This window comes from Lactiplantibacillus sp. 30.2.29 (genome assembly GCF_018991255.1).
In the GTDB taxonomy this organism is placed as follows: Bacteria; Bacillota; Bacilli; order Lactobacillales; family Lactobacillaceae; genus Lactiplantibacillus; species Lactiplantibacillus pentosus.
The window spans coordinates 57,636-78,535 of sequence record NZ_JAGYGU010000014.1 but is presented as its reverse complement, the minus strand read 5'-3'; the positions used below and the strand labels follow the sequence as shown (position 1 = coordinate 78,535).

The 20,900-nt window shown below is 48.1% G+C and carries 21 protein-coding genes; 13 read left to right on the top strand and 8 right to left on the bottom strand.

Features of this window, described 5'->3' with window-relative positions:
• Positions 1-85: 85 nt before the first annotated feature.
• A complete protein-coding gene (locus KGF65_RS09435; RefSeq protein WP_216748081.1) occupies positions 86-1,747 on the bottom strand; it encodes a phosphoenolpyruvate carboxykinase (ATP) in 1,662 nt (553 codons plus the stop codon).
• Positions 1,748-2,066: 319 nt separating this feature from the next.
• On the opposite strand from KGF65_RS09435, the gene KGF65_RS09430 reads away from it, so the two are divergent.
• Both KGF65_RS09430 and KGF65_RS09425 read left to right on the top strand, forming a co-directional pair.
• A complete protein-coding gene (locus tag KGF65_RS09430; RefSeq protein ID WP_033618663.1) occupies positions 2,067-2,705 on the top strand; it encodes a TetR/AcrR family transcriptional regulator in 639 nt (212 codons plus the stop codon).
• A gap of 155 nt (positions 2,706-2,860) precedes the next feature.
• Positions 2,861-3,358 (top strand): MarR family winged helix-turn-helix transcriptional regulator, encoded by a 498-nt coding sequence (locus KGF65_RS09425; protein WP_003639983.1) that lies wholly within the window; start codon positions 2,861-2,863, stop codon positions 3,356-3,358.
• 465 nt (positions 3,359-3,823) lie between these two features.
• Here KGF65_RS09425 and KGF65_RS09420 read toward each other — a convergent pair whose 3' ends face one another.
• Entirely contained in the window at positions 3,824-4,792 is a 969-nt protein-coding gene (locus KGF65_RS09420; protein ID WP_101874178.1) for a DUF1002 domain-containing protein, read from the bottom strand.
• Positions 4,793-5,039: 247 nt separating this feature from the next.
• Between KGF65_RS09420 and KGF65_RS09415 the strand changes: the two genes are divergently transcribed.
• From KGF65_RS09415 to KGF65_RS09395, 5 genes are all read left to right on the top strand, one after another.
• Positions 5,040-5,363 carry a hypothetical protein gene (locus tag KGF65_RS09415; RefSeq protein WP_003639981.1) on the top strand — a complete coding sequence of 108 codons (324 nt, stop codon included), beginning with the start codon at positions 5,040-5,042 and terminating at the stop codon, positions 5,361-5,363.
• A 33-nt stretch (positions 5,364-5,396) separates the two neighbouring features.
• Positions 5,397-5,969: a TetR/AcrR family transcriptional regulator gene (locus KGF65_RS09410; RefSeq protein WP_216748082.1), complete on the top strand. Its 573-nt coding sequence runs from the start codon at positions 5,397-5,399 to the stop codon at positions 5,967-5,969.
• 1 nt (position 5,970) lies between these two features.
• On the top strand, positions 5,971-6,489 hold the full coding sequence (locus tag KGF65_RS09405; RefSeq protein ID WP_101874177.1) for an O-acetyl-ADP-ribose deacetylase: 519 nt from the start codon (positions 5,971-5,973) through the stop codon (positions 6,487-6,489).
• 146 nt (positions 6,490-6,635) lie between these two features.
• Positions 6,636-7,463 carry an undecaprenyl-diphosphate phosphatase gene (locus KGF65_RS09400; protein WP_101874176.1) on the top strand — a complete coding sequence of 276 codons (828 nt, stop codon included), beginning with the start codon at positions 6,636-6,638 and terminating at the stop codon, positions 7,461-7,463.
• 341 nt (positions 7,464-7,804) lie between these two features.
• Entirely contained in the window at positions 7,805-8,071 is a 267-nt protein-coding gene (locus KGF65_RS09395) for an AbrB/MazE/SpoVT family DNA-binding domain-containing protein (protein ID WP_101874175.1), read from the top strand.
• Positions 8,072-8,248: 177 nt separating this feature from the next.
• Here the strand turns inward: KGF65_RS09395 and KGF65_RS09390 are convergent, their stop codons facing one another.
• From KGF65_RS09390 to KGF65_RS09380, 3 genes are all read right to left on the bottom strand, one after another.
• Positions 8,249-8,596: a YxeA family protein gene (locus KGF65_RS09390; RefSeq protein ID WP_050338286.1), complete on the bottom strand. Its 348-nt coding sequence runs from the start codon at positions 8,594-8,596 to the stop codon at positions 8,249-8,251.
• Between the two features lie 430 nt (positions 8,597-9,026).
• On the bottom strand, positions 9,027-9,488 hold the full coding sequence (locus tag KGF65_RS09385) for a threonine/serine exporter family protein (protein ID WP_216748083.1): 462 nt from the start codon (positions 9,486-9,488) through the stop codon (positions 9,027-9,029).
• A gap of 18 nt (positions 9,489-9,506) precedes the next feature.
• The gene (locus KGF65_RS09380; RefSeq protein WP_050338288.1) at positions 9,507-10,259 is read right to left on the bottom strand and encodes a threonine/serine exporter family protein; all 753 of its coding nucleotides are present in this window, start codon (positions 10,257-10,259) and stop codon (positions 9,507-9,509) included.
• A 139-nt stretch (positions 10,260-10,398) separates the two neighbouring features.
• Between KGF65_RS09380 and KGF65_RS09375 the strand changes: the two genes are divergently transcribed.
• The 3 genes from KGF65_RS09375 (at position 10,399) to KGF65_RS09365 (ending at position 12,992) form a co-directional block, all read left to right on the top strand.
• Positions 10,399-11,259: an aldo/keto reductase gene (locus tag KGF65_RS09375; RefSeq protein ID WP_216748084.1), complete on the top strand. Its 861-nt coding sequence runs from the start codon at positions 10,399-10,401 to the stop codon at positions 11,257-11,259.
• A gap of 214 nt (positions 11,260-11,473) precedes the next feature.
• The gene (locus KGF65_RS09370) at positions 11,474-11,716 is read left to right on the top strand and encodes a type II toxin-antitoxin system HicB family antitoxin (protein ID WP_101874174.1); all 243 of its coding nucleotides are present in this window, start codon (positions 11,474-11,476) and stop codon (positions 11,714-11,716) included.
• 343 nt (positions 11,717-12,059) lie between these two features.
• A complete protein-coding gene (locus tag KGF65_RS09365; RefSeq protein WP_088770518.1) occupies positions 12,060-12,992 on the top strand; it encodes an AEC family transporter in 933 nt (310 codons plus the stop codon).
• Between the two features lie 164 nt (positions 12,993-13,156).
• Here KGF65_RS09365 and KGF65_RS09360 read toward each other — a convergent pair whose 3' ends face one another.
• Complete coding sequence (locus tag KGF65_RS09360) at positions 13,157-13,423, bottom strand: helix-turn-helix transcriptional regulator (protein WP_101874173.1); 267 nt, start codon at positions 13,421-13,423, stop codon at positions 13,157-13,159.
• A 239-nt stretch (positions 13,424-13,662) separates the two neighbouring features.
• Complete coding sequence (locus KGF65_RS09355) at positions 13,663-15,213, bottom strand: bifunctional UDP-sugar hydrolase/5'-nucleotidase (protein ID WP_101874172.1); 1,551 nt, start codon at positions 15,211-15,213, stop codon at positions 13,663-13,665.
• A 338-nt stretch (positions 15,214-15,551) separates the two neighbouring features.
• Here KGF65_RS09355 and KGF65_RS09350 point away from each other — a divergent pair, with 338 nt between their 5' ends.
• Positions 15,552-18,164 carry a cation-translocating P-type ATPase gene (locus KGF65_RS09350; protein ID WP_216748085.1) on the top strand — a complete coding sequence of 871 codons (2,613 nt, stop codon included), beginning with the start codon at positions 15,552-15,554 and terminating at the stop codon, positions 18,162-18,164.
• A gap of 251 nt (positions 18,165-18,415) precedes the next feature.
• On the opposite strand, the gene KGF65_RS09345 is transcribed toward KGF65_RS09350, so the two are convergent.
• Positions 18,416-18,889 (bottom strand): nucleoside 2-deoxyribosyltransferase, encoded by a 474-nt coding sequence (locus KGF65_RS09345; protein ID WP_003639967.1) that lies wholly within the window; start codon positions 18,887-18,889, stop codon positions 18,416-18,418.
• A 338-nt stretch (positions 18,890-19,227) separates the two neighbouring features.
• Between KGF65_RS09345 and KGF65_RS09340 the strand changes: the two genes are divergently transcribed.
• Both KGF65_RS09340 and KGF65_RS09335 read left to right on the top strand, forming a co-directional pair.
• Positions 19,228-19,695 carry a DUF1836 domain-containing protein gene (locus KGF65_RS09340; RefSeq protein WP_216748086.1) on the top strand — a complete coding sequence of 156 codons (468 nt, stop codon included), beginning with the start codon at positions 19,228-19,230 and terminating at the stop codon, positions 19,693-19,695.
• Between the two features lie 33 nt (positions 19,696-19,728).
• A complete protein-coding gene (locus KGF65_RS09335; protein ID WP_050338295.1) occupies positions 19,729-20,667 on the top strand; it encodes an alpha/beta hydrolase in 939 nt (312 codons plus the stop codon).
• Positions 20,668-20,900 lie beyond the last annotated feature (233 nt).

Sequence of the window (20,900 nt, the reverse complement as noted above, 5' to 3'; positions counted from 1 at the left end):
TTAGAATTCGTAAAAGTTCAGTGCCATATACCTGCTACTTTTATTATAACCTTAATTGGTTTGAAACGGGGAACGAATACCATCCTTATTTTGCAAGAGGTTGCTTTAATTGTTGCTGTAAGTGAACCAAGCTGTCCGTGACTTCGTGTGGCAAACGGTCGTTATTGTTGTGTTGATATTGGTCCACAAAGTTTGCCCGAATGCCCAGACGGGTCGCAACTAATTGGCGATAGTCCGCGTTTTCCCCGTCGACAGGGAAGTCTGCGAGTTTCAAATTCTGCATGTGGTCGAGACCGGCGAAGGATTCCCACTCAGTCGTGTTATTGACGATGGCTTCTAGGGCGCCTAACGTAATTTCTTTAGGGATCTTCTTGTCACCAAAGTAGCCGGTATTGAGCAGGTAGCAATCCAAGTGGCGTTCTTCAAAGAGGGCCTTGAAGTCATGGTAGTCTTCGGATAGTGGGTAGACCCGGAATGGGTTCGCAAATGGTTCGATGACTAGGGCGTTCCGGTCGACGTCACCAATGATATTTTCAGCGGAGCTCCGTTTAGTCGCTAATGTTGCCCCGAACGTCGCAGCTAGGACCGGGTCGTCAACTTTGATGACTGGTGGCAAACTATCATCTTTCATAATCCAAAAAATGGCGTTGATCGGTGCGTCTTCCTTATCGACCCGATTCGTCGAAGCATAACGTGACTTGATCGTCCGCCCATTCCCATTGCGCAAATCTTCAGTGACTAGCACCTTACGTCCTTGGTCGTCTAAAGTGACACCGACATTTTGAATCGTCATGAAGTATTTCGTTTCATCCGAAGTCATCGGATAGTCGTTCGTTTTGTCAAAGTAGGACGGTTCTAAGGCGACTGAACTCCCGTTTTGACGATTGATGACGAACGCATCGTCATGCAGAACGGTAATGTCGTACTTATAGCCGTGTTTAGCGTGCGTCAGCGTCGACTTACCGGAACCTGAGAGACCAAACATGGCAAAGACTTGATCTTGTTTGTCTTTAAAATGGAACGCTTTGAGGCCACCGTGAAAAGCGACGAAGCCATGCCGGTGCGCGATTGACCATGCTAAGGTCAAAGTCGACTTTTTGAGTTCGCCGAAATACGGCATGCCCAGAATTGCGGCGGTGTTGTGTTGCGGGTCAAAAATCGCCAGCCCATCAGGGTAATCTGGGTCATGATAAGTTGGATCGGCGTAAATGTAAATATCACCTTCAGGGTAAGCCACCGAACGCTCGAACATGGCTTGGTAAGCCGCAGTAATCGGCTGGAAGTTGAGCATGTAAGAGAGTAGGTTGTTGGCGAATCCGTCTGGAATGGCCAGGTGGGCGCGGACGATGAAGTCTTCATCGAGGCCGACTAGGACATCCGTTTTGATGAAATCTTGGTGTGCGCTGGCAAAAATAGCTCGGCGCAGACGACCAGCCATATCAGCTTCACTAACGCCAGGGTTGCCTAAAATGCGCCGTGCTTGTGCGGTCCGCCCGACAACTTTACCGGTATTGGCAATCAGCATCTTGGCATCTGCTGGTAAGCCTAAATCAGTGGCGCGATAGATGGGGAGGTCCGTAATGACAGTTCCAGGACCCTTAGTGGCGCGGTGGTAAGCATCGGCAACGTCAGCAACTTGATGCATGTTGTTACCGTAAAAGGCCGTTTCCACGGTGGAACGGATCTGTGAGAAGATTGGATTATGCCGACCGATATCGGCTAATTGATAAGAATTTTTAGTACTCATATGATGTGCCTCCCTACAAAGTTAATAAGTTAATTTTAGCACAAATGTTTATTTTGGAAAGCGCTTTCTTTAACGAAATGTATACTGCTTTGTTATTCGTACGCAGTTAATGGATTTTAAGCGATATGTGAAATAGTGATTAAAGCGTCGACAGTTTATGCGGACTATCGAGATAGTTAATGACGTTATTTATTAATGAATTAGAAGCAATCTTACTTGCGTTTAAAGCTATATTAGTATAGTTTATTTAAAGAGAATAATTCAAATGTCAGTGATGGGAGGCATACCGGTGCCACGTAAAAGAAACACGCAGCGACGAATGGAAATCGTCAATACGGCGTTCCGCTTGTTTGCAGAACAGGGCTACGCCAACGTACAGATGAAGGATATTGCGATTGCATGCGATATTAGTAAGTCGCTGCTTCAGCATTACTTCCCCAAGAAAATCGTTTTGTTGAGTACGATGCTGAATGAGTTGACGCTTAGCGCGTTCATCTATAGTAATGAACAATTGACCTTTTTATCGGCGCATCAGCGGACGATGATTCAAATGAGTTTCGTCCTGAGATTGCTTGATGAGAATCCGACGATGGAACACTTCATTCAGGATATATTTGAAAGCCCGGAGTTGACCACCGAGCTTGTATTAGTGACCCTAGATTGGCTAGAAGCTATCGGGGTCGAAGGCGAGGCGGCGATGATTAGATACGCCTTGAACTTCGCGTTATCTGGCGGGATGGCAGTCTTTTTCAAGCGCAAGATTCTAAGAGCTAGTGTCGGCATGATTTCAGAGAATATCGACCAAGCGTTCTATTTGCTATTAGGCGAGAATGCTGAGAAAATTGATCAAATCTATTTAAGCACCGCCAAGTACAATACTGATGCCTATTATCAAGAGTTTGTCAGTTATCTGCACAAACACGCAACGATTGATTTAAGTACTGAAATAAAAATTTAATATTAAAGTAATCTAAATTGCTTGTATTTCGTAAAATATACTAGTACACTTTAAAGCGGGGAAATGATAAACGACGCTTACTAATTAAAAAAGCATGGGGCGAATTATGATTGGGAATTTAATGATAATTCGACTAGTGAAAGGGAGACTTAAACATGAACGAAGATATGGAATTTTTTAATCGCTTTAGCCATATGTACTTACATGGCTTCAAGAACTTATCAGATATGTTTGCGGAACCAGCGACGGAACATGGTATTACGTTAGATGAATTTTACATTCTGTACGATATCGCTGAAGCTAAGGGCAAGATCCGCCTGATGGACATCGCTGAAAGTCACGGCGTAACGCGTTCAGCTATTTCACGGTTAATTGGTCGCTTATTACGTAAGGACTACTTATACCAAGAAGCTGAAGATCATGATCGCCGTAACAAAGTTTTGAAGTTAACGCCAGAGGGTGCCCGTGTTGAACATGAAGTCTTCACTGAATTGATCCAACGCAACCGCGAATGGCGTCAAAGCTTTAGCTTAGCTAAGCAATATCAAACGCTGAACTTAGTTGAAGAATTTATGGATAAATTCGTTAACGAAGATGCAAGTAAGCAAACTAAAAAGACAACGTATGCTGATTTGAAGCGGGCAGAAGCCTAACGCTTGAATCAACTTATGACAAAATCGCTTCGGAAAGCTAGCCTTTTCGAAGCGATTTTTGTCTACTGAGCAGTTTTTAACAATAAACTGCGACCATCAGGCATAATCCGTGTTTGTACTAGAAAATGGGGTGTTTACGGTTACAATTGTACATTTAAAACGCTTGCAAAATGTACATCGTTGGTAACTGTTGGCTGTTTCAGTTAGCCGTTGATAAACGACTACCGGTAATCGTCGACATCGGCTCTGACAGTGGTTTTCTGCGTGAGTTCAAATCGATGTCCGCCCTGTTCCAGCGTTGTCAGCCGGCCCCAGAAGTCGGACTAAGGCGCGCATCGGCTGACGAACAGGAATCCACTAACCGGCATGCTTTAATCATGATTCATGACAAAAAAGTAGGTGGGGTTCAAAATGATTTTGAATCCCACCTACTATGCGAATCGCTATTATCCAAGCGTCCCTGATCTAGCCAAAGATCGACTTGAAGATTGAATTGAAGAAGTTGACGATGGCTGTCCAGATTTTTTGCAGTAAGTTCTGATTTTCTTTAGTGTTGAGCTTACTGAAGACGTTTTTGGCATTGGACTGAATGTTTTTCATCAATGAATTGGCTTGGGTCTTAAAACTGGATGAATCTAGGGCACCGGAATCACGAATCTTGACCAACAAGTTAATAATTTCAGTTTTTTGGTTATTTGTAATGACATTAGTTAAGTTATTATTGGTAATTTGTTGGTTAACGATGGTCGTAATTTCGTTTTTGGTCACGCTACTCCCTTTTTGAGCCATTTCTTTCTTGGCACCCGCAATGGCATTATTGAGTTGAGAGTCAGTATAACCATCTTTATTTTTATTAGCTTGGGTGATACCGCTCAGGGTGCTTAATTCGTCCTGAGCCGCTGTAACTTGCTTGGTGTTCAAGCTATTACCGGTCTTGGCGTAAGCGGCGTATACCCCAGCTAAGGCGCCTGAGCCGTCGATTGGGGTCGCAGACGTGACGTAAATATTAGCGTCAGTGATCCCAGCGGTCAAGGCCGCATTTTTATATTGATTGGCGGTAATAGTTGTAATGTTATTACTGCCGTTATAGTCGAGAATTTTAACATTAATACCGGAACCAGAACTCGTCTTTTGAATCATGGCACTCGACCAGACACCTGAGCTACTGGTGAAGCTTTCGCCCGCTGGATTGAGATATTTAACCAGCGTGTCACCGTTGACGGTCAATGTCTGGTAGTCCGCGCCGTTCAAGCTGGCCGTGAGGGTGTTGATAGTACCGGTCTTCTGACTACTAGTCAGGCTGCTACCTAACGTGACGATTGGTTCGTCGCTGCTACTGTCAGCGTGCGCAAGGAGTCGCCAGCCACCAATCCCGAATATCAGGGTGGCAACCAGGGCGACCCATCTAAATTTGAAACTTGTTCGTTTCGTCATTTTATTTTCCTCCGCATCTTAACTAATGCACCTTGTACTAATGTGAACCGTTCGCTCCCGGGTTGTACGTGCAACAAGCATCAGGTCGTCATTAGTACGTATCATCATTATAGCAGACCCCTATCATTCGAGGCCGGTCAAACGCCAACCTTGGCAGAGTTCTAACTATCTTTATAATTTGTTTATTATTTGCCGAAGTCCCCAGCTTCCGCTATACTCGGGGTAAAACAGGGGGGAGGCCATTATTATGACCCAAAATCGCGTAATCAATGCATTAAGTTATTTAAGTATTTTATTCCTACCAGTATTATTTCCATTAATTGTCTGGTTATTAACGAGTACCAATCCGGAAGCCCATCGAGCCGCGGGACGGGCGTTCTGGTTACACTTGCTGCCGACGATTCTGGGCATCGCCATGCTGGTCATTCTTGGTGTGAGTGGAATTTACATGGATAATTTGGCTAACAGTGGCTGGCTCGCCATCGTGTTACTAGCGGTCTTTGGCTTGGTTGCCGTTGCGAGCTATTTGTGGTCAATTATTCGCGGTATTCAATATTTAGTCGCTGACTAAGTGAGTTACAATGCAGTTCAGGGAGGTCTTCACATGGGTGTTAACGGTTCATCAGAAGCAGATCAGGCAATGATGATTCAATTTTGGCAAGTGGGCTATGGACAGACGACGGTGGACGATTTGATTGGGGCTGCCGGGTTGTCCCGCACGCAATTTTATCGGCAATACCACAGTAAGCGCGTCGCGTTAAGGCGGAGTCTAGTCTGTTACCAAGCCACATTGGACGAACAACTCGACCGGTTGATTGAACGGGAACGAGCGCGCCAAACACCTTTACCTGCACTGATTGCGGCTTGTGCCCTTCTGCCATTTCAAAGTGACCAGTGGCCAGCGGGCTGTTTGATGGTCAACTTGATGGCTGAGCTGGGAACACAGGACGCAGCCTTGAGCGCCCAGTTACAAACGATTTATGCCAACCTGCAGACACGGTTCGTCAGTTTACTGGCGCCACAAGCGCAAACGTTACCGACCACGGTGGCTGAAGCGGCTGCGAGTCTGATGCAAGTTCGCAGTGGGTTACAGTTGTTGGCTAAACAAGCCGTTGGTGGGGCTCAGTTGAAGCAACAGGCACAGACGAGTGTGAATTTGATTATGGGGGCGCATTAGAATGGCTGTAATTAAAGTGATTCACGGCGATATTACGAAAATGGCGGTTGATGCGATCGTGAACGCCGCTAATACTAGCTTGCTCGGTGGTGGCGGGGTCGATGGGGCGATTCATCGCGCAGCGGGCCCGGAATTACTAGCGGCGTGTCGGCCGTTACACGGTTGTGACACTGGTGAGGCCAAAATTACCCCGGGTTTTCGGTTGCCAGCGAAATTCATCATTCACACACCGGGGCCAGTCTGGCAAGGTGGCCAGCGTGACGAGTTGCGATTATTAGCGAATAGTTATCGCAATAGTTTGAATTTAGCGGCGGAAAATGGCTGCCATACGGTCGCGTTTCCGTCGATCAGCACGGGTGTTTATCATTTTCCGCTCTCATTAGCGGCGCCGTTAGCACTGAAAACGCTACAAACGGCGGCGCAAACGACTGCACAGTCTGTCACGACTATTACGATTGTTTGTTTTGATGACCAAACTCAGAGCGCTTTTGAGACGGCATTGGCAGCGCTGTCGAGGTGACCTTTACAAAAAAATTACACATGGACGCTACTATCTTGAGGGAACGCTTGCTATAATGTTGATATACCAACCATCGGGGATGGTCGGAATTTTTTATGCAGCGGGCAATCAATTGATGAGCCTTGCCAACAAGAAAGGAATCCATTGTGTTAGATATTTTTAAAGCGGTAATCTTGGGGATCGTAGAAGGAATCACCGAGTTCTTACCTATTAGTTCGACGGGACACTTAGTCCTAGTTGACGAATTCATTAAGATGCAACAATCCACGCAGTTTACGGATATGTTCAACGTCGTGATTCAGTTAGGGGCCATCATGGCGGTCGTTGTGTTGTATTTCCACAAACTCAACCCGTTGTCACCACGCAAGAATACAACTGAAAAGCGTGATACTTGGGTGCTCTGGAGCAAAGTCTTACTGGCCGTGATTCCGTCAGTGATCGTCGGCCTACCGCTGAACGATTGGATGGATGAACATCTGATGAACTGGGCGGTCGTTTCCGCCACGCTGATTATTTATGGGATCCTGTTCATTGTGATTGAAAACCACAACAAGCAGTTAACGCCACGGTTCGCGAACCTCCGGACCTTGCCTTATACGACGGCGCTGTTCATCGGGTGTTTCCAACTGCTTTCATTGATTCCTGGGACATCGCGTTCTGGTGCAACGATTTTAGGGGCGATTTTAATCGGAACGTCGCGTTACGTGGCGACTGAATTCTCGTTCTTCATGGCGATTCCAACCATGTTTGGGGCCTCACTACTGAAGCTCGTGAAATATTTCGCCCACGGTGGTTCATTGGCCGGTCTACAAGGGGCTGTCTTAGCCGTTGGGGTGATCGTTTCCTTCGTCGTTGCCTACTTATCGATTCGCTTCTTGTTGGATTACATCAAGAAAAACGACTTCAAGGCGTTCGGTTGGTACCGAATCGTCCTAGGGGTGCTCGTGATTGGCTACTTCACGTTGATCCACTAGTACTTTGCAAGCAAACGCAAGCCCGGGTTTGTCCGCCAGCTTGATGGAAGTCAGCACGGCAAGCCTCAGCTTGAAGTGACATCATATTATGAATAAATGAAGGCCGGTGACTGGTTCCAAACAGTCGCTGGCTTTTTTAGCTTCAGCCAACTTAAGCGAAGTGATTGCCCAAGCTGATAGCGAATACATCTTTTCACGTCGCACGTACAGGAGGGTGTATACTGAATGCGCGGGTGGCCGCCAGTGAAAGGATTTTTTCGCAGGCAGAATCCGTAGTCATTAAAAATGGGGCACAACGTGAAATAGCAAGCAGATAGTCATCGAAAGTGAGGCTGATTGAAATGGTATTATCCACGAAAATTGTCAAATTAGGCAACTCGCAGGGCATTCGACTGCCAAAGTCACTCCTCAAAGAAATTGGAATCGTTAACCCAATTAATACGCTAGTTCAAGTTTCTGTAGCGGATGGTAAAATTGTCATTTCGCCACAAGCGGAAACGTCAAGATTGATGCAACGCTTTGCTGGCTTTGATTTAGACGACTATTTTGATAATTCTCATCAAGTCGAAGATGATTGGGGCGATCCAGTGGGAAAAGAGCGATTATAAGCCGCAAGTATTGGCCTGAGATGCTTCAAAAATAACAAACTACAATCAATATCAATTGAAATGACTATGAGCAGATGACACTGATATAACGTCATCTGCTCATATTTTTGTGTTCACTAGGGATTACATAAATTAGCATGTCCGTCATTTGCGACAGCTATTTGAGATGATGACAAACTAAGGCCGTGCGTGCACTAATTTATAGTTGGTGACGCCATATCTCTGATTGTAGGTGATTCTGACGATTTGCCCGCGTTTGAACGGTGCTGGATCTGCAGCGACCGTCTGGAAACGAATCGTTCTTTTTTCACCCTTGGAATTAGTTGCCAATCCTTGATACTGGTACCCAGTAGCTGAGACGTTGACCGGGAGCGTGATGGGATAAGTGCCAGTGGGACGCGTTATTTTCATGTAGTAGTAAGTCCCGCCGTAGCGAAAAATCCCCCAACCAATATTGATGAGAATCATCATGGTTAGCAATGCGGCTAAGCACCATTCGATAAAGTGATACGATTTAGGGTTCATTTTGAGGCCTCCTCGTGGACGGATTTTTAGCGATGTGCGATGTTGTGAAGGTTCGTCATGGCAGCGCGTCTATCTTCCTGAGTGATTTTTTGAATGTATTTATAAGCGCTTACATTTTAATGTTTTTGTTACGTCCAAAAGCATTGGCTTAATACGATTATTATTGTAAATGGGACCAGTTAGTAATCCAAAAATTCCAGCTAAATTCGACTGATTAACTTACATTCCATGTCGGTGTTTGGTAAGGGCATGCCACTTTTTTACGACTAGCAACTAACGGAATTTTTATACATAACTAAATGACACCCCGCAATTAAGCATATCAAGCAGTGTGGCTATCATTTGATGACAGTCATGTCTCTCGACACAACAAAATCGGACGAAACGCCAACTGGGGTTTCGTCCGATTGCTGTAACATCTAAGTTTAAATTAAGCGAAATGTAAGGCCAGGCGATTGATGAATTCGGCGACCAGAAAGCCGATCGCAATTACGCCCGCGATAATGACGACTTGAACGAAGTACTGGTAAGCTAAGTCCGAATGGCCCGTCACGAGGTTGCGGACGACCCGGTAAGACTGACCACCAGGAACCAGTGGTACCAGACTAGGAATGTTAAAGATGATCATCGGCATTCGCTTATAGCGGGCAGCCATCCCGCTGGCGACCCCAATCACGATGGCTGCGACGAGGTTCCCGATGGCCAGTTTGGCATCAACACCCAGTGGCAGCACGTGATAGAGTACTTCATACGTGAACCAGCCAGCAGCGCCGACCCAACCACTGAGGTTGACGGCGCGCCGCGGAATGTTGAGCAGCACGCCAAAGCCGGCCGTGGCGAGATACGCTAAGATAATTTGTAACAATCCAGTTGTGAAAAGCCAGTGTGCCATAAGACGCCTCCTCGTCGTTTAGTAGAAAAATGAAGTCAGTGCGATACCGACCCCAATTGCGCAGGCCGACAAGACGGCTTCGACAGCGCGGGCGGGGCCACTCAGTAAGTTCCCCGTCATCGTGTCGCGCACGGCATTCGTGATGGCGACTCCCGGGACTAGCGGCATCACGGCGCCGATAATGATGGCATCCGGATGATAGTGGCCGTTAGTGAGATAAAAACCAACTAAGGTAATCAGGCCAATAATGAACGCGCCGACAAATTCACTGAGGAAGCGAATCGAACCCACTCGATTGATCCAGTAGAAGGCCGCAAAGCCTGCTAGCCCGGCCAAGCCACAAGTGATCAAGTCGGCCGGGGCCGTTTGTCCAGTGAAGGCCACCATCAACGGCACGCTGACGACAACGGCAGCCAGACACAGCCAGCTGAATGGGAAGGTCGGTACAGCTTGATTGACGCGTTCCAATGCCGCAAAAAATTCGGCTAAATCAATCTCATGATTAGCGAATTGTCGAGATAGGGTGTTGACCTGATCCACTTTTTCAAGATCCATGCCGCGATTATGAATGGCACGGACTTCACTCGTCGCATCATCTGGCAAGGAAACGGTGATGCCGGTTAATAATACGAAGACCTGCGCATCCGGATGGCCGGCATTAGTGGCGATCCGCTGCATCGTATCTTCAACTCGTTTGATTTCAGCGCCATTTTCTAACAAAATGGCGCCAGCTAGTAACGTAGCTTTTAACATGACTGCCGTATCGCGCATCAAAATCCCCCCACATCAGAATGTTTATATTTTCTCACGAATTTTGCGTATCGTCATTAGTTTGAAACAGAATGTTTGCCGGAAATGGTTGATTATGGGTAAAATTATAACAGCAAATAAAATTATGGAGGCATTTTTGATGACAGCATTGACCAAACTTACCGATACGTACACCTTGAACAATGGGACTAAGATTCCGATCGTTGGTTTTGGGACTTGGCAGACACCAGATGGTCAGGTCGCTTATGATTCCGTATTAGCCGCATTAAAGGCCGGCTACCGGCACATTGATACGGCCGCGGCTTATGGCAACGAGGAAAGTGTTGGCAAGGCAATCGCTGATAGCGGCGTTGCCCGTGAAGACCTCTTCGTGACGACTAAGTTATGGAATGCGGACCACGGCTATGAGGCCGCTAAGCAAGCACTCGATACGTCGCTTGAAAAGTTAGGGTTAGACTACGTGGACTTATATTTGATTCACTGGCCAAACCCAGCTGCAATGCGTGACAATTGGGAACAATTAGACGCGGACACTTGGCGTGCAATGGAAGAAGCTTACACGGCACGGAAAGCCCGGGCAATTGGGGTTTCTAACTTCCGTCCTAAGCACTTAGATGCACTGCTTAAGACTGCCAAAGTCGTTCCTGCCGTTAACCAAATTTTCTTGAACCCAAGTGACATGCAGGATGAAGTCGTGGCTTACAACCGCGAACATGGCATTTTGTCAGAAGCCTACAGTCCATTAGGTACTGGTAAGATCTTCAGTATTCCTGAATTAAAGGATTTGGCTGACAAGTATGGTAAGAGCGTTGCTCAAGTTGTGTTACGGTGGTCATTACAACACGACTTCTTACCATTACCAAAGTCAGTGCATGCTGATCGGATTCAACAAAACACCGAACTATTTGATTTTGAAATCAGTGATGAAGATATGAAGGTCATCGATGGCTTCCACGGCGTCGCTGGACTTGCTAACGACCCTGATAAGGTCAACTTCTAATTAGAATTTATTGAAAGTGTCGTACCATTGTTAGACGGGATGTCTGATGATGGGGTGACACTTTTTTGATGGGAACTCATTTAGGCGTGCGCAACCAGTCGCTATCGGTAGTGAACGCGAATACAATTGGACTGTTCGCAGGCTTCAAAAGGATGTACAGAGAGATTGCCTAATAGTGTTTCTTGAAAATTTAGAATTCGAGGGCGTAACGATAATGGCAAAAGATTTGACGGTCAGTTACCCGGTGGTTATCACGCATGATAACACAGATGTAGACTATCCATACGAGGTTTATATTCCGGCTTTTGAGGGATACACGCAAGGGCGTAACATGGCGAACGCAATCTTGATGGCCCGTGACTTCATCGGACTGAGTGCCATGGATTTACGGGAGGATGGCAAAGCTTTGCCGCATCCGGGGCGTTGCCAAATAAAACGCAAGATGATCAGAACGTAATGCTGGTTGAGGTTAATGTTGACGACTATCAACGTCGACAGGATAAGTAAGCGGCCCGTAGTCTAAGTTGGACCTGTTTTTAAGCAGGTCCTTTTTGAATTGCTGCAGATTTGTTTGATTAGAAATTACGAGTCACCGACTCATTTTTCAACCGGCACCCGTAATCCAGCAAATTACGTGGAATCCGAAGCCGAGTTTTGACTGTCCTTAATAATCACAACGGCGATCGGCCCACAACTTATGAAAGTTTAGTTCAGACTGGCATTTAAGCCTAGTGTGGCGGCAAGTGCCACTGCCAGCTGTGTTACACTCAGTTAACTACTTCAAATTGGGGGCCTGTGAAATGCTGCTTATTTTAGCAATTTTACCAATTATTGTGACGGTCGGACTGGGGGTGGGTGCGGGCCTGCGCCATCAATTCGCACCAAGTACCAGCGATATTTTGATTCAGCTAGTCATGCACTATGCCTTGCCCCTGAGCCTGTTTGGCGGAATCTTGTCATTGAAACGAGCGACGATTCTACAAAATCGCGCGGTGGCGGTATGGCTTGCCGTGGGGATGTTAGGTGGCATGGCACTGGTGATTGCGTTTCAAGTGCTACGGCACCAAACGCTAGACGTAGCGACGTTACGCGGCCTGGTGATTGCCAGTCCTTCGATCCCGTTCATGGGCGTCTCAGTATTGCTAGTGCTCTTTGGCAAAATCAGCGTCTTACTAGTTGCGCTGGGTGGGCTGTACATGAACTTGATACAAGTTCCCTTGAGCGTCTTGTTATTGACGCTTGCGAGCGGTTTACCGGCCGAACAGCGGTGGCAAGCTAGTTGGCAGAAGTTACGCAGTGCCTGCCGTCAGCCGGTCGTTTGGGCGCCAATTAGCGCGTTCTGCTTGAACTTACTAGGCTTACGACTGCCGAGTGCGTGGCTGACTAGTTTTACAGAACTTGGGCAAGCGGCAGGCGGAGTAGCCTTGTTTGCCCTGGGATTACTGTTGACGACGCGGCCATGGCATTTGACACGGACGGTCGTCGGTAACGTGGTCATGAAAAACATCGGCTTACCGCTAGTTGTCTGGGGCTTGATGGTACTCGGACACGTTGCATTACCGACGCAACAGTTAGTCATTGTGACCCTAGCAATTCCGACGGCCACGATTGCGACGATGCTCGCGGTCCAAAATCGAGTCGTGCCGGATGAATACGTGGCGACACAGATGTTGAGCACGATCATCGCCCCGATTACAATGGGGGCGTTTATGTGGGCGCTGCAGTTAGTTTGAGGACGGTAACGTGTGGATGAGCTGAAATAGACAAACTAAAAATACTAAGCTTAACGGTATAAAAGCATCCGGCTGGATCACTGATATGCCCGTTAAGCTTAGTATTTTTTTACGTTGCCAAATTTTACGTTTAGAGACGACGATCACAGCTGCTGGTTGGCGTGTTAAAGGACCTTAATTTCAACTTCTTTACCTAAAACGCTCATAATTGCAAAGAAGTCATCAAAAGAGACGTTATCGCCTTGTTCGATAGCTGCGATTGTTTTTGGCGATAGTCCTGCGAGTTGGGATAACGCTGCTTGGGTTAGTCCAGCATCGGTTCTTGCGTTATAGACAGCAACTGCAACTTTAAGTTTGCCGCGTTCAATGTCAAAACTCTTTTTAAAATCGGAATTCTGACATTCTTCCTTGATGAAGTCATCGATTTTCATTAAACCAGTCCTCACTATCTACCTTCCTTGATTAAGTCGTCCATTAAACCAATTCCTCCCAAAAAACTGCTTAGCGTGCCTGATATCACGTTTAGGTGTCGTTGGTGTTTACTGTCAAAATGCTAAAACAAGAATCAGTGGTTTAACCGCCAGTGAGGCGATTACGGCTAGTTAACAGCCAGCTGTCAAATGAGCGCCACCGGGATAACCGTAGCAGTTAGTGGTATTTATATCTTCAACTAATAGCGGACCTGAAAGTTAGTCGGTTGTTTCGCGGTTACGACTGGGTGTTGGGCAAAGTAATCCGCAATCAGCACCGTCATATCGGTTGGTAACCGGCGAATGATTTTATCGCCGCGATACATGGGATAGTTGCCGCCACCGCCCGCACGGTAATGGTTCAGCGTTACGGTCAATTGCTGGTCGTGTGTGACCGGGGTGCCGTGATAATCGAGTTGAACGACCCGTTGACCAAAGGGCCGAGTCAAATCGAAGGTGTAATCGATGCCGCTGTACACATCGTAGACATAGTGGCGCAGCTTCGGGTGCATGAACTCCGGATTAACGCGGACTTGGCCAGCTTCCAAAATGAAATAACTGGCACAGCGTTCGAGAGCGGCGCGTAAGTCTGCACCAGTAATCGCTTCGACCGCCAACTTGTTCGGGTAAACGTAGCTGTTCATCACTTCGCGCATCGTCACATGTTGCTTAAGGCCCGGGACGTCGTCGTTAAACAGGGCCGTGGCAGCAATATCCGTCCCAGTTGCGGCCATTTCGACGCGATTGATAAAGTCGATGTACGGATGGTTATGCAAACGGGCGTCTAAGTGGTCGTGGACTAGCATATCGCCGTTGATTTGACCCAAGGGCGTGTCGAGCCAATCTTCCATTTGGGTATTGATGGGGTCGATCAGCGCCATCGCTTGAGGATTGGGTGCTGCCGCGTCAACTGGAATCACTTCGGGGTGACTGGTCGCAACTTGATGTTCGGACGTCAAGTCCAGGGTAATCATGCCGACTGCCACGCCCTTCATACCGGGCTGAGTGACGGGAACCCCGTGCACTTTAACGGCTAATTGGCGGTGTTGATGACCCGTGATGAGCGCGTCGATGCCGGGCACTTCCGCTAACAAGGCCGAGCCGCGATTTTCACCATTCATTCGTTCAGTCGGGTGGTCCGTGAGTGGATCACGTTCCAGTCCACCATGGTAAGCGACCACGACCACATCGGCCAGTTGCCGTAGTTTGGGCACCCACCGTTTGGCCGTGGCGACCACGTCATCGAAATGCAGCCCCGCGATGTGGTGCGGCTGTTCCCAGTGGGCGACGAATTGAGTCGTTAAACCGAGAATCGCCACTTTGACGCCGGCCCGTTCGAGGATCGTATAGGGTTTGGAAAAAAGCGTGCGGTGGTGGTCATCGCGAATGTTGGCTGCCAGCATCGGATATTGCCGGCTAGATTCACACAGGTCGAGGTAGTCGAGCCCGTAATTGAATTCATGATTGCCAAAAATACCGGCCTGCACGTGGTTGCAGTTGGCTAGCCGGGAATAGAGCGGCGCCGCTTCCTGGTGGTGGCGTGCAATGAAGTAGGTCAACGGGGAGCCCTGCACGTAATCGCCGTTATCGATAACGATCGGCCACACCTCGTTTGAGTCTTCGCGGGTCAAGTCTTGAATAACGGTGGCGACACGGCTGAGGCTAAATGGTGCGACGTTATCGCGACTGCTGTAGTCTGTCGGCGCTAGGTAGCCATGCACATCACTTGTTGAGATTAATTTGATTTTCATTACAGCGTGCCTCCAAGGAATATTTGTGTTCTATTATAACAATATTCATGGCAGGTAACTTGATTTTGAACATAAATCTTCATCTTTTTTGATGATTGCCGGTCGTTAATGTTGAAGCCGGTGACGATTTAGTACGTCGTAGCGCTAATGGATACAACCGTTGGGGACGTAAGCAACGGGTAAATGATGAGAAATTAGTGGGACCCAACCGACTGCTCGTTCACACATGTTCCAATCTTCAAACCTTCTTCATAATTTGGGCGTAAAACGACAAAATGTTTCCGCTATCATTAAAGTTGACGAATGTTAACGATAATCGAATTACGGAGGACAAGACGATGCAAAATTATCAGAATGCACCATTTAAGCCTACCCCCGAGTCCGGTTTAACGACCACAGTAGTGACGGCCCAGACGACTAAATTCGGTAAAAACGAATTAGTGGCCGCGCGTCCCGTACCGCTGTGGCGGAAAATTTGGCAACATATGAGTGACGTCTCGTCGCTCGTGCTCTTATTTGCGGTTGGCCTAGCGACCTACTTAGCGTTAGCCCAGAACGGGGGCTGGACGAAGACAATCGTGATTGGCGCGATTTTAGTGATCAACGTCTGTATTGGGTTATACCAGGAAGCCTCAGCTGAAAAATCACTGGCCGCGTTGAAGTCGATGAGTCTGCCGACTGCAACGGTGCGCCGCAATGGCGATACGCAGACGATCCCGGCACCGGAAATTGTTCCGGGCGACCTAGTGATTTTAAAAGCTGGTGACCAAGTTCCCGCGGATGCGGTCGTGCTAACGGCGACTAATCTCGCGGTTGACGAGGCCGTATTGACGGGTGAGAGTGAAGCAGTTGAAAAAAGCGCCTATCAAGACGGCGCCGAACTGACGGACGACAGTCAAGTCTTTGCCGGAACAGCGGTGACAGCTGGAACGGGCACGATTCAAGTGTTAACGACTGGGATGGCGACCGAACTGGGCCAAATCGCTGGCTTGTTAAATAAGACTAAGCAACGGGCGACCCCGTTACAAGGCCGGTTGAACCGCCTTTCGAGTTGGCTCACGACATTTGCAGTCTTAGGTGGGATTACCATTTTTGCCCTGAGCGTCTGGGTCCAGAACCAAGGTCTAGCGGACAGCCTCATGATTGGGGTCTCACTAGCGGTCGCGGCGGTGCCCGAAACCTTACCAATTATTGTCACGATCAGCCTCTCGCACGGGGTACGACGGATGGCGGAACGCAATGCTATCATGCGCCGCGTGAGTGCCGTTGAAACGATTGGGAGCGTCGACGTGATTGCGTCGGACAAGACCGGAACATTGACGCAGAATCGAATGACGATCACTAAGTATTGGACACCAAATTCTGGTATCCAGACAACTGAAGAATCCCTAACGTCAGCGGGCCAGAAGCTGATGCGCTATTTAGGATTAGCAACTAACGCAGAAATCAACATGGTCGATGGCGAAGAACAAGCGATTGGGGATGCCACTGAATTAGCAGTTGTCCGCTGGTTGGCCCAACATGATTTAGAACGGCCGGAGCTAGAAACGACGATGCCCCGGTTGGCAGAAGACCCGTTTGATTCGACCAAGAAGATGATGACGACCGTGCACCAGTTAGACGATGGGCAACGCCTCGTGATCGTGAAAGGGGCGTGGGACCGACTGCCATTTGCGAACGACCAAGCGGCTCTGGCAGCGGGGCAAACCGCCCATGATACGTTTGGCCAAGCCGCCTTACGTGTCCTGGCCGTTGGGTATCGCGTCATTCCCGCTGAAGTGACGACGACCGACTGGGATGAATTAACTACTGACTTGAAACTGGCGGGGCTGATTGGACTGATCGACCCACCTCGTCCAGAAGTGATTCCAGCCATTCAAGCCGCTAAAGATGCCGGGATCTTCCCAGTCATGATTACTGGAGACCACTTGATGACGGCCAAGGCCATTGCGACGGAGATTGGCATTTTAACACCCGGTCTCAAGGCGCTGAGTGGTGAGGAATTACGCGCGTTAAGTGACGATGAATTACAAGCACAAATCGACCAAATTGCCGTGTACGCGCGGGTCTCGCCGAGTGATAAGATCCGCATCGTGCAGGCTTGGCAACGGTTGAATAAAACCGTCGCGATGACCGGTGATGGCGTGAACGACGCACCCGCTTTGAAGGCAGCGGACGTGGGAATCGCCATGGGAATTACCGGGACGGAAGTGTCTAAGGAAGCCGCCGACATGGTCTTAACGGATGATAACTTTGCGACGATTATTGCGGCGGTCAAGGAAGGCCGAACGGTGTACCAGAACATTATTAAAGCCGTTGAATTCTTGGTTGGTGTCAACTTTGCACAAATCTTCCTGATGGTCGGTGCCGTGCTGTTCGGTTGGGGCGCACCACTATTGGCCGAACAACTGCTGATTATCAACGTTTTAGCGGATGGGATTCCAGGCTTCTTCATCAGTCAAGAGCCGGGCGAACCACAGGCGATGCAACAACCGCCAGTGGCTAATGACGAAAGTATCCTAGCACGTGGCTTAGGCCAACGGTTATTCGTTCGAGCAGCGACCTTTACCGTCTTGACACTTGGCATTTATGCGCTTGGCCGTTTTGGACTGGCGAATGACCAAGCGTCCATCGGGATGACGATGGTCTTCCTAGTGTTAGCGCTCGGGTCAATGATTGATATTTATGCCATCAAGGATCGCCGGCCACTGAGCCGGGACACGTTTACCCGCAACCCAATGCTTAATCGCGGCTTACTGATTGGGATTCTAGTTGTTCTAGCCATCGCAATCGTGTCACCGTTCCGCAACTTCTTCAGCTTGGTCACCTTACCAGCTAGCGCGTGGCTGATCGTCCTCGTCGCAACCCTTATCCCAACCGCCGTTCTGGAGCTGAACAAGCGCTGGCAAGCCCGGCAACGGGACCGACTCGTCGCTGACCCTGCGGAATAGGCGGAGTTAGACGAGTAAACTAATAAAGAAATATTTGCAACATTAGGTTGGGTCGCTTGATAGCCCGTTTAGCTGACAAGTCCTGACAGATCGTATTAACGTGAAATGGCCGTCATTCCAGTTGTGGGAATGACGGCCATTTTGGGGCAGCATTTAGGTATGGAAAAAGACATCCGTTCAAGCTAGTAATGCTCGAACGGATGTCTTTTTTGAGTGCGCTAGATGCGCGAATCAAGTACAACTAATTAAGACTAAAAGACAGGCCGTTGTGCTGGCTTGGAGCGTAAATCGTCGCAATTATAAGCAGCGAGTTCTTTTAAGCCATCCTTGCTAGCATCAAAATAAGCGGTCAATCCTTGGGCAATCATTAGGTTAAGTTCTTTTTTGGCATCAAATTGGACGACCAGCACGGGTACTTTGTCAGCGACCGCTGCGCCGATTTCAAACATTGTGCCAGAGTCCGGTTCGTTCGTGTCACTAGTCATATCATAATCGAGTAAGGCGACGACCACGTCTGCACGGTGAACTTGGCGCATGTCAGAAGCGTAGACGTATTGTTGCCAAGCGCGGCTACCAAAAGGTTCTTCCTCAAATTGGTGTTCTTCGGGAATGAAGATGCCATCTGGATTGATGGTTGGGTTGGCAAGTAAGGCTGCCTTGACCTGTTGGATGCGTTCCTTTTGGGCGTCGTCAAAAAACGGTGCAGCTAGGTAAACGTTATTCATAATGATTTCCTTTCTGGACAATGAAATAATGATAGGCCTATTTTAGCTGAAAAACGGGTCGGGTTTCAAGCCCCCGTTTGGCAAATGTCGTCGTCGGTGCTAGTTCTAACTGGTATAAAAATTAGTTGGATACGCCGCTTAGCTGGTGGTCGTCAGCTGGCTGCCCTTGAACTTAATAACTTGTTCAATACGGCGTCATCAATAAATGGACATCGGTCAGATAAAATATTAATATTAAGTAGATTATAATTCTACATAACATAATGTATTGATGATGTTTACTTGAATCTAATTCTAAAATAGGCTAAATTAAAATAGGTTACAGGGAGGAATATTGAATGGCAACACCAGCATTAGCAACGTACCATCTGATGGCGTGGGATGAACTGCCAGACGTTCCGGTGTATATGGAACAGCTGTTAGAACTCGTCAATGACGCACTAGCGCCACTTGGGTCGACGGTGACGAAGACGATGGTCAATAGTTATGTGAAACAACACTTTTTTAGTCGGCCAACGGGACGCCGTTACACCCGCAATCACGTGGTGGCAGTGCTCGTCGTTTCGATTTTGAAGCTGGACTTTTCATTACCGGTTATCAGTCAGGCAATCTTGCAAATACGTGACTCTAGACAAATTGAACCGCGTTATGAACAGTTCCGGCAAGCATTTGAACAGGCCTTGCGGGAACAACCGCTGACAATCGCGACGAATGACCCACTGACACACGCGATTCAACTGGCAGCGCAGACGGTTGCGTCACATTTATTAACGAATCAAGTATTAACAGATTTAGCACAAGCATAAGAGAACAATGGCATGAGAGAGGAAGAATTGAGAATGACAACGCGCAAAAAATGGACGCTGGCACTCGTCGCGTTTTTGACCGTGGTAGTGATTGGGATTGCAGGGGGGAGTTTCTATTTATACCACTTTGCCTTTGAACCCACGCCCAAAGTTTTGACACACAGCTCAAGCAAGAGCAAGCATACCTTGAAGCAGAATCAGGCGTGGCTCAAACGGGTCAATAAGCAGACCTGGCATGAAACGTCCGCGACTGATAATTTGAAGCTGGTCGCTGATTACGTTCCCGCTGCGCATAAAACGAACAAAACCATCGTGGTCGCACACGGCTACATGGGCAATAAGGAACAGATGGCGAGCTATATTCGGCTATGGCACCGCCAAGGCTACAACGTGCTCGCCCCCGATGATCGGGGTAACGGGAAGAGTCAGGGCGATTACTATGGTTTCGGCTGGCCGGACCGCTTAGATTATGTCAAATGGACCAAACAAGTGATTCGCCGTGTTGGAACGAACAGCCGTATCGGATTATTTGGGGTATCGATGGGTGGTGCCACGGTCATGATGATGAGTGGCGAGCAGCTGCCGTCCCAAGTGAAGGCCATCATTGAAGACTGTGGGTATACTAGTGTTGGCGATGAGCTGGGCTATGAACTCAAACAACTCTACCATTTGCCGAAATTCCCATTGTTATACACGGCTAGCTGGGTCGCTGAAGCCAAGGCACATTTTAACTTCATGAAGGCCAGTTCGGTCAACCAATTGAAAAAGAACAAGCTGCCGATTTTCTTCATTCACGGGGCCAAGGATACCTTTGTGCCAACCAAGATGGTCTACCAGAACTATCGTGCGACGACCGTCAAAAATAAGCAATTATGGGTCGTTCCAGGTGCGGGTCACGCAGAATCGTACACGCTGCACCCGAAGCTGTATCAACAAAAAGTCAGTCAGTTTATGGCGACGTACTTGAAGTAATCGTTTGTAAGGCACCTGGCCGTTAGTATCGTTGAACCTGAGTGGCGTCGAACCTAAGAAGCGTATTGACTCTAGACGAGCTGGTGCGCTGTTCAGTTAGGTGCTGGTTCCACAGCGTTAAGTCGAAGACCGGTCTGATTTGACGGTGATTATTGGTACAAAAGATAAATAAAGCCTGATTTCAAAATGCCGTGATGACGCGGTGAATTTTGAAACCAGGCTTTTTAATTATA

Bases quoted from the DNA above. Each gene is read 5' to 3' on its own strand.
- KGF65_RS09420 (WP_101874178.1), bottom strand. From the start codon at position 4,792: ATGACGAAACGAACAAGTTTCAAATTTAGATGGGTCGCCCTGGTTGCC.
- KGF65_RS09380 (WP_050338288.1), bottom strand. From the start codon at position 10,259: ATGCGCGATACGGCAGTCATGTTAAAAGCTACGTTACTAGCTGGCGCC.
- KGF65_RS09375 (WP_216748084.1), top strand. From the start codon at position 10,399: ATGACAGCATTGACCAAACTTACCGATACGTACACCTTGAACAATGGG.
- KGF65_RS09355 (WP_101874172.1), bottom strand. From the start codon at position 15,213: ATGAAAATCAAATTAATCTCAACAAGTGATGTGCATGGCTACCTAGCG.
- KGF65_RS09360 (WP_101874173.1), bottom strand. From the start codon at position 13,423: ATGAAAATCGATGACTTCATCAAGGAAGAATGTCAGAATTCCGATTTT.
- KGF65_RS09435 (WP_216748081.1), bottom strand. From the start codon at position 1,747: ATGAGTACTAAAAATTCTTATCAATTAGCCGATATCGGTCGGCATAAT.
- KGF65_RS09340 (WP_216748086.1), top strand. From the start codon at position 19,228: ATGGCAACACCAGCATTAGCAACGTACCATCTGATGGCGTGGGATGAA.
- KGF65_RS09365 (WP_088770518.1), top strand. From the start codon at position 12,060: ATGCTGCTTATTTTAGCAATTTTACCAATTATTGTGACGGTCGGACTG.
- KGF65_RS09385 (WP_216748083.1), bottom strand. From the start codon at position 9,488: ATGGCACACTGGCTTTTCACAACTGGATTGTTACAAATTATCTTAGCG.
- KGF65_RS09390 (WP_050338286.1), bottom strand. From the start codon at position 8,596: ATGAACCCTAAATCGTATCACTTTATCGAATGGTGCTTAGCCGCATTG.
- KGF65_RS09405 (WP_101874177.1), top strand. From the start codon at position 5,971: ATGGCTGTAATTAAAGTGATTCACGGCGATATTACGAAAATGGCGGTT.
- KGF65_RS09370 (WP_101874174.1), top strand. From the start codon at position 11,474: ATGGCAAAAGATTTGACGGTCAGTTACCCGGTGGTTATCACGCATGAT.
- KGF65_RS09395 (WP_101874175.1), top strand. From the start codon at position 7,805: ATGGTATTATCCACGAAAATTGTCAAATTAGGCAACTCGCAGGGCATT.
- KGF65_RS09350 (WP_216748085.1), top strand. From the start codon at position 15,552: ATGCAAAATTATCAGAATGCACCATTTAAGCCTACCCCCGAGTCCGGT.
- KGF65_RS09335 (WP_050338295.1), top strand. From the start codon at position 19,729: ATGACAACGCGCAAAAAATGGACGCTGGCACTCGTCGCGTTTTTGACC.
- KGF65_RS09430 (WP_033618663.1), top strand. From the start codon at position 2,067: ATGGAAATCGTCAATACGGCGTTCCGCTTGTTTGCAGAACAGGGCTAC.
- KGF65_RS09345 (WP_003639967.1), bottom strand. From the start codon at position 18,889: ATGAATAACGTTTACCTAGCTGCACCGTTTTTTGACGACGCCCAAAAG.
- KGF65_RS09425 (WP_003639983.1), top strand. From the start codon at position 2,861: ATGAACGAAGATATGGAATTTTTTAATCGCTTTAGCCATATGTACTTA.
- KGF65_RS09415 (WP_003639981.1), top strand. From the start codon at position 5,040: ATGACCCAAAATCGCGTAATCAATGCATTAAGTTATTTAAGTATTTTA.
- KGF65_RS09410 (WP_216748082.1), top strand. From the start codon at position 5,397: ATGGGTGTTAACGGTTCATCAGAAGCAGATCAGGCAATGATGATTCAA.